At 64.8% G+C, this 15,137-nt stretch carries 15 protein-coding genes; 3 read left to right on the top strand and 12 right to left on the bottom strand.

The window, feature by feature from the left end; genetic code table 11:
- Positions 1-7: 7 nt before the first annotated feature.
- The 10 genes from L5876_RS08500 to L5876_RS08455 form a co-directional block, all read right to left on the bottom strand.
- Complete coding sequence (locus tag L5876_RS08500; RefSeq protein ID WP_236955807.1) at positions 8-736, bottom strand: hypothetical protein; 729 nt, start codon at positions 734-736, stop codon at positions 8-10.
- On the bottom strand, positions 733-1,485 hold the full coding sequence (locus tag L5876_RS08495; RefSeq protein WP_236955805.1) for a hypothetical protein: 753 nt from the start codon (positions 1,483-1,485) through the stop codon (positions 733-735). The genes L5876_RS08500 and L5876_RS08495 overlap by 4 nt, the downstream gene beginning before the upstream one ends.
- Positions 1,482-2,246, bottom strand: a complete 765-nt coding sequence (locus tag L5876_RS08490; protein WP_236955804.1) for a hypothetical protein — start codon at positions 2,244-2,246, stop codon at positions 1,482-1,484. The genes L5876_RS08495 and L5876_RS08490 overlap by 4 nt, the downstream gene beginning before the upstream one ends.
- Positions 2,243-3,001, bottom strand: a complete 759-nt coding sequence (locus L5876_RS08485) for a hypothetical protein (RefSeq protein ID WP_236955803.1) — start codon at positions 2,999-3,001, stop codon at positions 2,243-2,245. The genes L5876_RS08490 and L5876_RS08485 overlap by 4 nt, the downstream gene beginning before the upstream one ends.
- Positions 2,998-3,771 (bottom strand): hypothetical protein, encoded by a 774-nt coding sequence (locus tag L5876_RS08480; RefSeq protein WP_236955802.1) that lies wholly within the window; start codon positions 3,769-3,771, stop codon positions 2,998-3,000. The genes L5876_RS08485 and L5876_RS08480 overlap by 4 nt, the downstream gene beginning before the upstream one ends.
- A 111-nt stretch (positions 3,772-3,882) precedes the next feature.
- Positions 3,883-4,416 (bottom strand): DUF4199 domain-containing protein, encoded by a 534-nt coding sequence (locus L5876_RS08475; protein ID WP_236955801.1) that lies wholly within the window; start codon positions 4,414-4,416, stop codon positions 3,883-3,885.
- An 85-nt stretch (positions 4,417-4,501) separates the two neighbouring features.
- Positions 4,502-5,005, bottom strand: a complete 504-nt coding sequence (locus tag L5876_RS08470) for a response regulator transcription factor (RefSeq protein ID WP_236955800.1) — start codon at positions 5,003-5,005, stop codon at positions 4,502-4,504.
- A gap of 46 nt (positions 5,006-5,051) precedes the next feature.
- Positions 5,052-6,296: a hypothetical protein gene (locus L5876_RS08465; RefSeq protein WP_236955799.1), complete on the bottom strand. Its 1,245-nt coding sequence runs from the start codon at positions 6,294-6,296 to the stop codon at positions 5,052-5,054.
- Positions 6,297-6,362: 66 nt separating this feature from the next.
- A complete protein-coding gene (locus tag L5876_RS08460) occupies positions 6,363-8,207 on the bottom strand; it encodes a hypothetical protein (RefSeq protein WP_236955797.1) in 1,845 nt (614 codons plus the stop codon).
- A gap of 65 nt (positions 8,208-8,272) precedes the next feature.
- Positions 8,273-10,039 (bottom strand): ABC transporter ATP-binding protein, encoded by a 1,767-nt coding sequence (locus L5876_RS08455; RefSeq protein ID WP_236955794.1) that lies wholly within the window; start codon positions 10,037-10,039, stop codon positions 8,273-8,275.
- Positions 10,040-10,376: 337 nt separating this feature from the next.
- On the opposite strand from L5876_RS08455, the gene thiD reads away from it, so the two are divergent.
- Positions 10,377-11,195, top strand: coding sequence for a bifunctional hydroxymethylpyrimidine kinase/phosphomethylpyrimidine kinase (gene thiD, locus L5876_RS08450; protein WP_272906932.1), 819 nt, complete (start codon positions 10,377-10,379; stop codon positions 11,193-11,195).
- On the opposite strand, the gene L5876_RS08445 is transcribed toward thiD, so the two are convergent.
- Together L5876_RS08445 and L5876_RS08440 are read right to left on the bottom strand one after the other, a co-directional pair.
- The gene (locus L5876_RS08445; protein ID WP_236955792.1) at positions 11,162-12,070 is read right to left on the bottom strand and encodes a DMT family transporter; all 909 of its coding nucleotides are present in this window, start codon (positions 12,068-12,070) and stop codon (positions 11,162-11,164) included. The genes thiD and L5876_RS08445 overlap by 34 nt on opposite strands.
- Positions 12,067-13,203: an aminotransferase class V-fold PLP-dependent enzyme gene (locus tag L5876_RS08440; RefSeq protein WP_236955791.1), complete on the bottom strand. Its 1,137-nt coding sequence runs from the start codon at positions 13,201-13,203 to the stop codon at positions 12,067-12,069. The genes L5876_RS08445 and L5876_RS08440 overlap by 4 nt, the downstream gene beginning before the upstream one ends.
- 122 nt (positions 13,204-13,325) lie before the next feature.
- Between L5876_RS08440 and L5876_RS08435 the strand changes: the two genes are divergently transcribed.
- Positions 13,326-14,489 carry a phosphoserine transaminase gene (locus L5876_RS08435; protein WP_236955790.1) on the top strand — a complete coding sequence of 388 codons (1,164 nt, stop codon included), beginning with the start codon at positions 13,326-13,328 and terminating at the stop codon, positions 14,487-14,489.
- 64 nt (positions 14,490-14,553) lie between these two features.
- Positions 14,554-15,123: an outer membrane beta-barrel protein gene (locus L5876_RS08430; protein ID WP_039712199.1), complete on the top strand. Its 570-nt coding sequence runs from the start codon at positions 14,554-14,556 to the stop codon at positions 15,121-15,123.
- The last annotated feature ends 14 nt before the right edge of the window (positions 15,124-15,137 follow it).

Raw genomic sequence — 15,137 nt, 5'->3', positions numbered from 1 at the left:
GATAGGATCATTCGGCAATCCGTTCATCGAGTGCAGCGCGCAATGTCGCCACCTCGGCATGGACCGAGTGGAGCCAGAACACGTTGAATCCGTGACCCCGGCGCAGTGTCGACATGGCGGGCAGGAAGTGCGGGTCGGCCCGCATCGCGGCCAGATCGTAGCGCGACACGCCGGGGACGTCGGGCACGCCGGACTCGCCGAGCGTGTCCTGATAAACCAGATACCGGTTGAGATATTCGCCGTAGCGGTCCTGCTGGGTAAAAACGAATGCAAAGACCCGGTCGTATCGCGCCAGGAGGGCGTCGATCTCGATCAGCATTTCGCGCAATTCGGGATCTGAGATCAACGACAGCTGACCGGCCGATTCCATCTCCCGGAAAGTGGTCGATCGCGGTGGCGGTATCGTGCCCAGCAGGATCGACGACAGATCACTGCGGAACGCCGCGTCGTCGGCCGGTTCGGCCTCCCCGCTTTCGATGAAGGCCATGATGCGATCCGCGGCCTCGAACATCTCGGTGTATGAGTCGATGCCGCCCCGCGTCGTGGTCTCGATGTCCACGAAGTCGTCTCGCAGCCGTTCGATATAGGCCGTTTCGCGCGCCTGATTGACGCGCGCCGCATTCCACGCCGTCACCTGAAAACCGATCACCACACCGGCGATGACGATCACGAATTCGATCGCGACGGCGAACCAGTTCTGTTCACGGATGGCCTTGGAGATGCGGGAGAGGATCACCGGGCTTCCTCCTCGAGCGCGGCGAGAATGGCATCGATCTCCTCGAGCGTTTGCAGGGTTTCGAAGTAGAAATCGCGATTGACGTCGGCCATTTCCCAGACGGCGCCGCGCAATTCCAGATCGCTGCAATGCTCCGCCACATCCAGCGTCGCCACGGTATTGGCTGCAGCCGGCGCGTCATCTTCCTCGCTTCCGACCGACTGGATACCGTCCTCTTCCATCGAGAACGCGATGCGCGGCCAGAAAAGTCGCGCTGTGGCGAGCTGATCGACACGGCCGGCCCCCTCGATCACGGTGGCGCGTTCGAGTGTTGCGTAAAAGGTCGCGATGGCTTCCTGAAGCGCTTCATTTCTCAATGCTGAAAAGGCACCGGCGGCGCTCATTTCATCGAACGCAGCCCGATAGATCGGGGCCGCGTGAGTGCGTTGATAGCGTGCGAGTGCGAACCGGACATCGCCCTGGGTCGTATCGATCGGTTCGCAGGCCTCAAGGGCCCGCAAAAGATCGATCCAGCCATTATAGGTGCGTTCGGTATCCGGCAGGGTCGCCGCATTGGCGGTGCGCATCGCTTCCAGATCCCGTGTCAGCCGGCTGATCAACTGGGCGTCCCGGACGGCCATCTGCCGGTCCGCATTCCACGCGCTGATCTGGAAACCGATCACCACGCCAATCACGACGATCACGAACTCGATCGCGACGGCGAACCAGTTCTGTTCGCGGACGGCGCGGGTGAGGCGGGCGAGGATCATGCGGCGTCTTCCTGCCCTGTGTCATGATCCTCGGCGGTCAGACCCAAAGTCTGATCGACCGCATCATGCAGGTGGCGCAGCGCTTCGCTGACAAGTTCGTTCTGCCGGTTGTGGGACGTGAAACTGAAGGCATTCGTCGCGAAGGCATGCCTGAACTCGGTGTTGGCCCGCATGGCGTCAAAGTCGCATTCGAACTGGGGCCTCAACAGGTCGGCGTCGGGCCGGATCCGGACGGTCTCGACCTCGAAAAGCTCGGGGAAGCGGTCGTGCAGGATGACGATCTGGAACTCGGACCCGGTGTTCGCGTCTGCCGCGCGCCGGGTTGCCAGCATGTAGCGCGCTATGGCCTCCCGCACGTCAGGAGACCGGATCGTATCGAAACCACCCACGGACAGGAGTTCGTCGAGAACCCCGAGACGGTCGGTCGGATTGGTGACGGTGAACGACATCCCGATCGCGGTGCAATGCCACTCGCCGGGAGTGATGTCGCGGCGATCGTGCAGAAAGTCGGCGACCTCGACCAGGTTCGCCGCGTGCCGTTGGCGGGACGCCACCCGCCATCCCCGCAGGCTCTCAAGTTCCTCGACCTCGGCGTGAAGGCGCTCGAGATAGGCGGCTTCGCGCACCCGTTCACTGCGGTCCGCGTTCCACGCGGTGACCTGAAAGCCGATCACCACGCCAGCGATGACGATGACGAATTCAAGAACAACGGCGAACCAGTTCTGCTCGCGGATGGCGCGGGTGAGGCGGGCGAGGATCATGGCGAATCCGCTCCCAGATAATCTTCAATTTCAGTCAACAAGGAGCGGGCTTCCTCGCGCCGGTCAATCACGACATTGGCGTGGACGATCGCCCATTCGCGGGTGGAGCGCAGATAGGCCATGTAGGCCTCGCTTTCCGAAATGCGTTCGACGACCTCTTCGAATGGCAGGGCGTCAAACGTGGACAAGCCCAGCTCATATCCCATTTGTGCGCCGTCATTCCGGAATTCCCGAAATAGAGCTTGTGTATCCAGCAAGTTACTATGATTGCTGTAATAGGCCTGAACTTCCCGCGCAATGTCGTGATCGCGTACCAGATTGATATTGCCGGAATTTATGAGGCTGTCATAACCTGAGCGATTTCCCACACTGATCCGCACAAGATTGACATGACCGAGAATATTCGCGCGTCGATCCTCGCCAATGACGGGCAATTCCGGGATGGGCATGGTTGACGTAGACAGCACGAGCTCGCCGGGAAGTGGATCGCGACCCGCAGCCTCGAAGATCAGGTCAACGCCCGCAATCCGGTAGAGCGCAGAGTCGATCAGCTCCTCATAACTCTCGATATCGATCCGCAGATCATCGGCAATCTCTCTGATATGCCGGGCCTCGGTTTCACGATCAGCCATCTCTCCGGCCCACCCGGTGACCTGGAAACCGATCACCACGCCGAGGATGACGATGACGAATTCGATCGCCACGGCGAACCAGTTCTGCTGCCGGATGGCGCGGGTCAGGCGGGCAAGGATCATGGCGCGGTCTCCTGGCCCGCAGTCAGGGCTGCGTGCAGGCTCAGGGTTCGCCTCAGCTGATCGTCATAGATCACGAGGGCGGCGCGCTGGGTCGAAACCCAGAACCGCAACTCGCCATTGAGCCTTTCATCGTTCAGGAGCCGTGCGGCAAGCGCCTCCAGGTCATGCGGGGAGGTTTCGGGCGGCGGGCAGTCAAGGACTTGCTGGTTCCCGGTGCCGCTCCCGGATGAATAGCAATTGTCCCAGATATGCTCCTGCAGTTCGATCGGGATCAGCGTCCGGACATAGGCCCGATAGGGCGGCAGGGCATCCGTGATCCCGGTGATCCCGCTATCCGTGTAGTAGACGCTGAGCGCGTTGCGCAGGTCGAGATCGGCGATCAGGCGCAAATCGCCGGTGGAGAGCATCTCTTCATAGGTTGCGCGCACCGGATAGGCGCTGCCCGACTGGCTGGCATTGAAATAGGTGGCCACCACCTGCCAGCTGCTGTCGGGCTGGCGCTCCCCCGACGCAAAGGCGAGCGCGTCCAGCCCGAGCGCCCGCACCTGTGCCCGGAACGCGATATTGCCTTCCGCACGGGTCCGGTTTTCCGCGAGATCCGCGCTCAGCCGCTCGATATAGAGTTGTCCGCGTTGCAGATCGGCCTGCCGGGCATTCCACGCCGTGACCTGAAAACCGATCACGACGCCAAGAATCACGATGACAAACTCGAGCACGACCGCGAACCAGTTCTGTTCGCGGATGGCTTTCGTAATGCGGCTCAGAATCATGTCCCGAAGCCTCCCCCGGGACGGAGTTAAGCACATTCTTCAATTGCTTGGGGAGAAGAAAGGAAAACCTTGCGTCTCCGGCCCGGCAAACCGGACCGGAGATGAGACGGATCAGGCGCGCCGGGGCAGGACGCCCGGATTACGCAGGATCGCCGCCGACAGGATCGCCACCAGAATCCCGACCGGCGCGATTTCCGTGAAGGTAATCGGCATGCGGAACCACCAGTTCTCGTAGAGCGACATCATCGGGATCATCTCCGCCTCGAAGGCCGCGATCTCCGCTTCGCTGGCTCCAGCCTCGCGCCGGGCCTCGATCTGCGAGGCGAGATAGACGTCCATGAATTCCCGGCCGGACAGGTTGAAATAGAGGTCCCAGGCGATGACGTAGATCAGGCCGGCGACCAGCGTGATGCCGAGCCCGATCGCGAGCGCGGGCCAGAACCGGATCGTGCCGCCGAGATTGACGTCGCGATGACGCTTGACCGCGATGAAGATGAAACTCAGCGCGACCAGCATGAAGAGATAGCCGACGAACATCGCGCCCGAGCCACTGTGTTCGGGGCCGGACAGGGCGATGGAGCCGACCATCAGGAACGCGACGATCAGGCCGGAAATGCTGCCGAAGACGAGAATGATGCGTGTCATGATCTTCCTCCGAGTGTCCCGCCACCATTGCACCGGGACCGGTTGACGAGACGCGCAGTCCAGCCGGATCGCCGCACCTGCGTCGTCACCCGGACGGGTGATTTTCGCGAACGGGTCCAACCGGGTGACCCGCTGGCGCATCCCCCGAAACGTCACCTCGCGCCGGGATCAGCCGCAGGGCGCGCGCCTTTTCGATGGCTTGCACGCGGCCGGAAACCTCGAGCTTGGAATAGAGCCGGGCGGCATGCGTCTTCACCGTGTTGGGCGAGACGCCAAGCGTCCGGGCGAGCGCCTTGTTGCTCTCGCCGGTGACGAGCGCTTCCAGCACCTCCATCTCGCGCGAAGTCAGGCCGAGCGCGGCGATGGCGGCGTCGTTGCGGATGAAGGGGGCGGGTGAGGACTGGCGGGTCAGTCGCATGCCGGTCCACAATCCGAGCGCCGCGAACCCGGCCCCGACGATCAGGAGAAAGACCTCGATGCCCAGCCGCCGCGTCCAGTAGCGGTATTCCAGCCATTCCAGCGCGAAGGCCGCCGCGGCCAGCGCGGCCCCGGCGAGGATGATCGTCGTCCAGCCCCGAATACGTCCCATGGGCGAAGTCTCGCCCAAGGCGGGCCGGACGGCAATCGGTGGTGGTCTATGGCGTTGCGCGGCCCAGCCTATCCTCGAACCAGTCCCGGTCCACGCGTCCGGCAATCTCTTCGAGCATGTCGAGCAGGTCCGGCGTCGTGTTGACCGGGTCGGTCATGTAGCGGCGCATGAATTCGGCGAAGCGCGGGCGGCCGATACGCACTTCCAGCTCCCAAAGGGCCACGGGTCCGGCGAGATAGCTGACCATGTAGGGTGGCCGTTCGGCCGCGCCCGGCACCCAGATCGGTGGCAGGTCCTGTCCCTCGATCCGTGCCCGGTAGCGGTTCATCCGTTCGATGAAGGCCGCTTCGCCGAAGCGTTCCCGAACCGCCATATTCCCTGCCTGGTCAGCGAAGGATTCGTTCAGCCAGTTCTCCACCGTGTTGAAGTTCGCGCCCATGCTCCAGTGGTGCGCCAGCTCATGGCACAGGAACTGGGTCAGCGGCTGGTCTTCGGTGTCGGAAATGTCGGTCAGCGTGATGTAGCTGCGCCGGTTGTAAGCGCTCTCGCCGCGGCGATGGATGACGAAATGCGCTTCGGGAAGCGGGCTGTTCTCCCCGTAGAGCGGATCGAGATAGTTGAAGCAGAAGCGCGCCGCCTCGATCAGCCGGTCCGTGCCGGCCTCCGTGTCGCGCAGATCGTAGAGGGTGAACCCGTCCGCCTCCGTTACCCGGAAATCCGGGGCGAGGGTGAAGGCAATATCGAGCGAAGCGTCGTCATTGCGGATGCGCGCACCGGTCGGCAATGGCTCGACCGTGCCGTTGGCCACGCCCAGCCAGGGCGCACCCACATCCACCCTCAGATCGGCGGTCAGATAGCCCTGGAAACTCGCATCGACCGGCAGCCAGAATCCGTCCACCGACAACTCCACCCGGTCGGGCGCAACGGCGTTGATCTCGTTGTTCGGCGGTTCCGGGAAAAGCACGCCGTCATACCCCAGTTCGATCGTGCGCACGGCACCGCCGGACGGAGCGAGTGCGATCACGATGGCCTGGAACGGCCCCTGTTCGCCGGTTTCGAACCCGGCAATGTCGCCGGAAACCGCGATATTCCGAAGACTCGGCGCAAGCAGGAAAGTGACGCTTTCCGCCTCCGGATCGAGCACCGAAATCCGCCAGTCGAGATCGACGAAGCCGGTCTCCACATCGGCGGCCATCCGGCCTTCATAGTGATAGACCGGCTCACCGAATTGCGCTGCGGCACTCGCCGACATCACGCTCGTCAGGGCCAGCGCCCCGGTCAGAATTTTCATCCAGTCCTCCCTCTCTTCTGCCCCTAGGGATGCGGCAAGGAGGGAAATCGGATGCGGAAGGAGGCGTCAGTTGCCGCGGTCAATCCAGTGACAACTGAAATCGTCCGCTCCAACAGGTTGGCATTGCGGCGGGAAGCCGTGTGAACGCCAGAATTCGTCGACCCGCTCCCGACGTATGCTGGCCTCCACCGCTTCCGACCCGGGCAGACCCGGATATCCACGAAACCAGATCCAGCCGGCCGGTTGGCGCTCTTCGGGAACCCGCTCGTAAAGTCCGTGAGTGAGTGCGAGGGTCGAAATCGTGTAGTCGTCGGGAACATGCCCGTCATCGAGAAGGCGTCGTCGAATCTGGTCGAATGCCGCGTCGCGATCATACGTCTCGTCGCTTAGGGCCCGCAGCAATCCGGGGACGATCCACCGGGTTCTTTCGCCAATGGAATCCGCCAGTTCGCGCAGCATGTAGGCCAGCAGCGTTCGGTCACCCCGCTGCGCCGTAATTCCGAGAAATTCGGGATAGGATTCGAAATGGCTGGTTCCCATGACCGCGATCAGCGCCGCGAATGCCTCCTCGTCACGGCCCAGATTGAGAAGATTGGCCGCGTGATTGTAGAGGCAGACACCATAGAGCGGCTCAGCCTCGATGCAGGCTTGAAGGTCCTGGTCCGCGAGCTCGAAAAATCCGAGATCGCGATAGGCTTGCGCCCGCCACAGCCGGGCGGTTGGACTGCGCGGGTCCGAGGCGATGGCGCGGCTGTAGTAGTCGATTGCCGTGTCCCAATCCGGCGGCACCAGGATGCGCGCCGCCTGACCGATTGTCGTGAGCGCCAACGGATTGTCGGGCTGAACGGCGAGGACCGATCCGGCCATCTCGAGCGACAGTTGACGATAGTCGCGGTCGTGAAAACCCCAGCCAGGCGAAACGGCATAGGCCATCGACAGGATGGCCCGTGCCTCAACGAAATCGGGATCGAGCGCGACAGCCTGTTCCAGCGCCTCGACTGAGCGTGGCAGGTTCTCGTAATTGCGGTCGAAGAACAGCTCTCGCCCGCGCAGATAGGCCGAATAGGCATCGACATCGCTCGTGGTCCGGGCCGCGGTCGGTGCGTCGATTGGCACGCCCAGCCGCGACGCCAGTTCCCGCGTGATCGCGGCGGCGATCTCGTCCTGCACCGCGAAGACATTCTCGGCGTTCAGCTCGCGGTCGAACGTATCCGACCAGAGGTGCTGGTCGGTTTCGGCGTCGATGAGCTGCGCCGTGATCCGGATCATGCCCCCGGACGTGCGCACCGAGCCTTCGAGCACATGCCGCACCTGCAGCGCGTCGGCGATGTCACGGATCGACAGATTGCTGTCGCTGCGGAACACGAAGGCCGACGTGCGCGATGTGACGCTCAGCGCGTCGATCTGCGCCAGCACGTTGAGAATTTCCTCGGCGATGCCGTCGGCGAAATAAGCCTGGTCACTCTGCGCGGAGAGATCGGCGAAGGGCAGGACCGCGATCGTGTTGTCCAGTGGGCCCGTCATCTCGGTCGTGACCGCGCCCCCGTCCGTACCGGCCGGTGCGCCGCGCGTCACCTGCTGCCAGATGATGAGGCCGATCAGCAAGGCCAGTCCGCCGGCGATCAGGACATCTAGCCTGCGCCCGGTCTTGCCGGAAATGCTCTCGTCCTCGGGCACGGCGGCGGTCAGCTTGACGCCTTCGGGCGTGACCTCGAACGCCCACGCGAGGATCAGCGCGACGGGAAAAGCGATGCCGAGCAGGACGATGACCAGCGTGTCGGTCCAGCCCGGCAGGCCGAGCGGTTCGGCAATCACCGCGATGACCTGCAGGATCAGCCAGCCCACGACCAGATAGGCCGCCGCGACGCGAAATACATTGCGGCGGCGAAGCTCGGCCAGCAAACCTGTCATCAATCTGTCTCCCCCTGCCGCCTGACTAGCACACGCGGCAGGGGAAAACGAGAATTTAGAGAGGCTTATCCGGCCGCGACGGCCGCGAGCCGGGCGTAGAGCCCGTCGTCCGACATCAGCCGGTCGTGCGTGCCCTGTTCCACGACACGGCCCTTCTCGAACACGAGAATCCGGTCGGCGTCGCGGATGGTCGACAGGCGGTGGGCAATGACGAGCGTCGTCTTGCCCGCGGTCGCCGCTTCCATCGCCGCCTGCACCTCGCGTTCCGTCTCGTTGTCGAGGCTGGAGGTCGCCTCGTCGAAGATCAGGATCGGTGCATCGGCGAGGATGGCCCGGGCGATCGCCACGCGCTGACGCTCGCCGCCCGACAGCTTCACGCCGCGCTCGCCCACGAGTGTGTCATAGCCCTGGGGCAGGGCGGTGATGAAGCCGTCCGCATGGGCGAGGCGCGCCGCCCGGCGGATGTCCTTCATCGAGGCGTCGGGACGCGCATAGGCGATGTTCTCCGCGATCGAGCGGTGGAACAGGACCGGGTCCTGAGGCACCAGCGCGACGGCGCTCCTGAGGCTCGCCTGCGTCACATGGCGGACGTCCTGCCCGTCGATGCGGATCGCCCCGCCGGTCACGTCGTAGAGGCGCTGGACCAGCTTCACGAAGGTCGACTTGCCGGCACCGGTGGGGCCGACCAGCGCGACCTTCTCCCCCGGCGTGATCGTCAGGGTGAAGTCCTCATAGAGCGCACCGGCCGCGTTCTCGTAGGCGAAGGTGACATCATCGAACACGATCTCGCCCGCCCCCGGAACGAAGTCCGGCGCGTCCGGCGCATCCTCGATCTGGACCTCCATGTCCTCGAACAGGGCGATGTCCTGGATCTCGTCGAGACCGCGCTGGACGTTCTGGAACTCCTCGCCGAAGCGCCGCATGTAACCGGCCATCTGCAGGAAGGCGGTGATCGCGAAGACGACGTCGCCCGGGCTGGCCTGCCCGCTCGACCACATTTGGATCAGAAGGCCCGTCAGCCCCGCCTGCAATGACAGGATGGCGACGATCTGGATCAGCCACGTATTGACGAAGCGCAGCCAGGTCTTCTTCACCTCGGCGCGCCAGCGCCAGGCCAGCCGGCTGAACCGGTCGTTCTCGCGCGCTTCGCCGCCGAAGCTCTTCACCGTCGCGATGCCGCCGACCACGTCGGCCACGGCCCCGCCGAGCTCGCTGTCGATCGCGTTCGAGCGGATGTTCTGCGGCCGGATATACATCGTCGATGCCAGGATCGTCAGGACGACGAAGATCGTCGTGACGGTCAGCGAGAACGCCCCGACCACCGGCCAGTTGAACAGCATGTAGAGTCCCAGCCCGTACATCACGCTGACCGAGGGGATCAGGCCGAACCAGGTCGTCGCCGTGATCACGTCATAGGCCCACATGCCGCGCGTCACCTTGCGGACCACGCTGCCGGCGAAGGTGTTGGCATGCCAGTCGAGCGAGAAGCGCTGCACCTTTGCGAACGCCTCCGACACCATGTCGGCCATGTTCGCCGAGGAGAAACGCACCTCGAAACGGATGGCGATCTGGCGGCAGGCATTCACGCCGATGGCGAAGCTGAGGAAGGCCGCATAGGCCGCCCAGTGCGTGTGGCTGCTGTCGGGGTTTGTCAGTGCGTCGATCAGCGCCCCCGCCGCGATCGGCACAAAGACGTCGAGCACCGTCGCCGTCATCGTGAAGGCGATGATCGTCGCGAAGAATGCCGGACGGCGCCGCCACTGGCGGATCAGGAAGGCGATAACCCGCAGATTGGACAGCGTGCGGGGCGTATTTTCGGTAGAGTCGGTCATGGCACCGAAGGGCGGTCGGCCCTTCTCCCGTCAATCGTGAAACATCGGAACTGGCTTTCGGGATCGCGGAGGCCCGCTGTGCCGTTGGCCGCATCGCGCGGCATTCGGTCAGTGGCGGGTCGGACGATCGATCAGCCGTCCGGCGCGTTTCAGGATTGGTACATGGGTCGGTGCGGACCTCTTTCCGTTATCGGGGCGATGCCTCTACGCCTGTCGGGCGGACGTGACTACCCCTGGTGGAGAAATTTGCGTTCACCGTGTGGCAGGCGCGGCTTTTGGGCCACACTGCGGTTTTCCGAACTGGTCAGACGTGCCGCGTCTGTCTAACAATTTCGTCATGAAGGGGAGCGGGGCCAAAGGACGTGTCCTGATCGTCGCCGGATCGGATTCCGGTGGCGGCGCAGGCATCCAGGCCGACATCAAGGCGGTGTCGGCGGCGGGCGGCTATGCCGCGACCGCGATCACCGCGCTGACCGTGCAGAACACGTTGGGCGTCTCCGCCGTCCACCCCGTCCCGCTCGACATCATTGAAGGCCAGATGCGCGCCGTGCTGGACGATATCGGCGCGGACGCGATCAAGACCGGCATGCTCGCCACGGCAGACGTGGTGCGGCTGGTGGCTCGGGTCTTGAAAGACACCGCTGCGGGCATTCCGCTGATCCTCGACCCGGTCATGGTCGCGACCTCGGGCGACGTGCTGCTCGCGGCGGACGCGATCACCGCCGTCCGCGAAGAGCTGCTTCCCCTTGCTGCGCTGGTGACTCCGAACGCCCCCGAAGCCGAAAAGCTGACCGGGCTTACAGTGTCGAATGTCGGCGAGCAGGCCGAGGCCGGCCGGGCGCTGGTCGCCGCCGGCGCAAAGGCGGCGCTGGTGAAGGGCGGGCATTTGACGGGACCGGTCGTCCACGATGTGCTTGTGACCGCGACCGAAATGCGGGTGTTCGAATCCCCGCGGATCGCCACCACCAACACCCACGGAACGGGCTGCACGCTGGCTTCGGCCATTGCCGCGCGGATTGCGCTGGGAATGTCACTCGTCGACGCGGTCGAAGGCGCGGGCCGCTACCTCCACGAAGCCATTGTCCGTGCACCGGGATTCGGGTCGGGCCACGGCCCGGTCGATCATGTCTGGCCGCTGCGCGACGCGGCGCGCTGACCCCTCCGGGCGATCACGATCCCGACCAGAATGATGATCAGGCCGAGCGGTGCGGAAAGTCCGATCGCCTCGCCCAGAACGAGACCCGCGCCGAGAGCGACGACGGGGACTATGTAATTGGTTGTGGCCAGGAATCCGGCCCCGGCCGTCGTCACCAGCCGCATATAGATCACTGATCCCAGGGCCGTCGGACCGATGGCCAGCCACAGCGCGGCGGCCCAGCCGGCAACGTTCGGCCGGGCATGGGTCATGAGGTCCCAGAGGCCGTAGGGCGCGGTCCACACCGCCGCGAGGATCAGCATTCCCGCTGCGGAAACAAGCGGATGCATGGGCGGCGCGCGCCGGGCGATCACCACGTTGGTGGCGAAGGACAAAGCCGCGCCGAGCACCGCCAGCTGGGCGATGAAATCCCCGCCAACAAGGCCGCCGAGGGCGGCCGGGCCGATCAGCACGACGACGCCGGCAAAGCCGACGAGGAAGCCGATCGCCGTGATCTTCGTCATCTTTTCGTCGGTGAAGACATGCGCCATCGCGACCGTCATCAGCGGCATGAAGGCGAGGAGGATGCCGGCCACCGCCGAGGGGATGAATTGCTGTCCCCAGGGGATCAGGGTGAAGGGCAGGGCGTTCCCGAACAGGCCAAGCGCGATGAACCACAGCCAGCGTTTGTCATTGATCTCGGGGAGTTTTTCGCCGATCGCATAGGCCCACACCGTCAGCATGACGGCGGCAAGCGCCAGCCGCGCAAAGGCCAGCGCGCCCGGCGGGGCGGCGTCGAGCGCGAAACTGATGAAGGCGAAGGCCGTGCCCCAGGTCGCGGCGAGCACGCCCAGAAGCGCCCATTCCTTCGGTCCGGCGGCGCGCAGCGGACTCATTGGAGCGCCGCCTTCATTGCGTTCGCGAAACGCTGAACGTCATCTTCGTCATTATAAAGATGCGGAGTCACGCGCAGCCGGTCGCCGCGCTGCGAGACATGAACGCCGGACACAGCCAGTCGCGCCGCGAGATCGGCCGGCGCTTCGGCGGGAAGCGAGAGGCAGAGATAATGGCCAGCGCGGTCCGGCACGTCGTCCTTCACGCCAAGCGGGCGGATCGTTTCGGCGAGGGCGGAGGTCGTCTCGCGAAGCGTGTCCGCGATCCGGCCGACGCCGACAGAGTTCAGCAACCTGACCGATTCCGTCGCGGCGGGGACAAGCTGGAAGCCGCTGCGCTCGCCCATGTCGAACCGCCGGGCACCGGGGGCGTAGCCGTCGGCATAGTCGACGAGACGGGCGAAATCCTCCGACCCCTGCCGGGCGATCCAGTTCTCTTCCAGAGGCACACCATCGAGATGCCGGTCGGCGATGTGCATCACCCCGATCGTGTAGGGGCCGAGCAGCCATTTGTAGCACGCCGCGACCGCGAAATCGGGATCCACGGCCTTCGCATCGAACGGCTTTGCGCCGAGCGACTGGGTCAGGTCGAGGACAAGCGCCGCGCCGTGCTTGCGGCCTTCGGCGGCGATGGCTTCGAGGTCGAGCGACCCGCCATCGGCCCAATGCACTTGCGGCAGGGCGAGGACGGACGTCCGCGGCCCGAGGGCGGCCATGACCGCCTCGGTCCAGCTCTGATTGGTCGAGCGAGAGACGGTCCGGACCGTCGCGCCCGTGCGCTCGGCCAGCACGCGCCACGTATAGACGTTGGACGGGAATTGGTCTTTCAGGACAAGGATTTCCGACCCGGCTTCCGGGCTCAGATTTCGCGCCGCCGTGGCGAGGCCATAGCTGGCGGCGGGGACGAGGGCGATGTTCTCCGCCGACCCGCCGAACAGCTTGGCCGCTTCGGCGCGCAAGGCGTCCGGTCCGGTGAAGAAGTCGCCCGGCGCCTTCACATTCCAGGGCTGCGCCTTCTGGCGGTAGCTTGCCATGCCGGCCTCGACCGAGGCGACCGGAAGCGGACCCATATAGGCGCAGTTGAGATAGGTGACCTCGCGCGGCAGGTCGAACAGGGCGCGGAAATCCTCTGACATGTGCCGGGTTTGGACCGGCGGCGAAATCGGGTCAACGCCGGAAAATTGTCCGGTACCGCCGCAAGGCGTTTGACGCTTCTCCGGCGCGGGTCTAGGCGGGAAGCGCCAGAGGGAGTCGATCCATGAACGAAATCGCCAAGCCGCACCTGCGTCCCTTCGATCCGCGCTTTTCCTGCGGGCCGACCAGGAAGCATCCCGGCTGGTCGCTCGACCAGCTGTCGAATGCCGCCCTGGGCCGCAGCCACCGCAGCGCTCTGGCGGTGTCGAAACTGCGCGAGGCGATCGACCGGACGATGGCGCTGCTGGAAGTGCCGGAGGGCTTTCGCGGCGCAATCCTCGGCGGGTCGGACACCGGTGCGATGGAAGCCGCGATCTGGTCGCTGCTGGGGGAGCGTCCGGTCGATGTTTTCGCCTGGGACACGTTCGGCGCGCGCTGGCTGAAGGATGTCCGCGACGAACTGAAGCTGAAGGACGCCAATGTCTATGAGGCCAAGGGCGGGCTGACGCCGGATTTCTCCAGGGCGCGCAGGAATGCCGACATCGTCTTCACCTGGAACGCCACCGCGGCCGGGGCGATGATCCCGGACACGGACTGGATTCCGGACGACCGCGAAGGCCTGACCCTGGTTGACGCGACCAGCGCCGCCTTCGCGCTCGAGCTTGACTGGTCGAAGATCGACGTCCTGACCTTCTCCTGGCAGAAGGCGATGGGCGGCGAGGCTCAGCACGGCATGATCATCCTGTCGCCGCGCGCCATCGAGCGGTTGAAGACCCACACGCCGTCCTGGCCGATCCCGCGCATGATGCAGCTGAAGAATGCCGACGGTCTCAATGAAGGCCTGTTCGAGGGCAAGACGCTGAACACCGTCTCCCTCCTGTCGACGGAGGATTACCTCCTGTCGCTGAAATGGGCCGCGAAGGAAGGCGGCTTGGCCGCGCTGATCGCCCGCACAAGGAAGAATTACGCCACCCTGTCGAACTGGGTCGCGGCGACGGACTGGATCGACTTCCTCGTCGAGGACACGGCCAGCCGCTCGCCGGTCTCGGTCACGTTGAAATTCGCCGCGCCGGATGTCACCGCGATGAGCCAGGAAGACCAGTGGGCGATCACGCGCAGGATGGCCTCCCTGCTCGACCGCGAGAATGCCGCGCTCGACGTGGCACCGCACGTGTCCGGCGTGGCGGGCCTGCGCATCTGGTGCGGCCCGACCATCGAGGCCGATGATATTGCCGCGCTCGGTCCCTGGCTCGACTGGGCCTATGCCGAGGCGCGCCGCGAGGCATAGCGTTTCATAAACCCGCCGTCCGGTTTATGGTGCGGCACCGATTTTCGAGGGGAGTTAGCCCGTGATGATTCGTACCCTGGCCGCCTGCGCGGCGACCCTGGCGTTTGCCGCACCGGCGCTGGCCGACAATGAAGGCTGGGAAATCCGCGGCGGCCTCACCGCCCACGACCTGTCCGACCATGTCGAGGACGGCCCGAACGTCACCGTCGGTCTGGCGACCCCGTCGCTCGGCGGGCCAGACTGGATGTTCAACCCGCGCGGCTATGTCTACGGCTCGTTCAACACCAACGGCCTGACCAATTTCGGCGGCTTCGGCCTCGAATGGGACGGAGATCTCAATGACCGCGTCTCGGTCATTCTCGGCCTCGGCCTGACCTATAATGACGGCGTCACCGACATCGACCCGAACTCGCCGCCGTCGGACCCGAACCGAATCCGTCTGGCGACGACGCGGTCGCTGATGGGCAATCACATCCTCTTCCACACCACGCTCGGCCTCGATTTCGAAGTCACCGAGAACCTCGTCGTGCGGACCTATTACGAGCACATCTCGCACGGCCAGATCCTGGCCAATGGCCGCAACCAGGCGCTGGACAATGCCGGCGTGATGATCGGCTGGCGCTTCGGCGGCTAATCTGCCGCCGGAAA

The sequence above is a fragment of the Hyphobacterium sp. SN044 genome (assembly GCF_021864465.1).
In the GTDB taxonomy this organism is placed as follows: Bacteria; Pseudomonadota; Alphaproteobacteria; order Caulobacterales; family Maricaulaceae; genus Hyphobacterium.
Note: the sequence above shows the minus strand (reverse complement) of the source record. Positions and strands in the feature narration are given on the sequence as shown.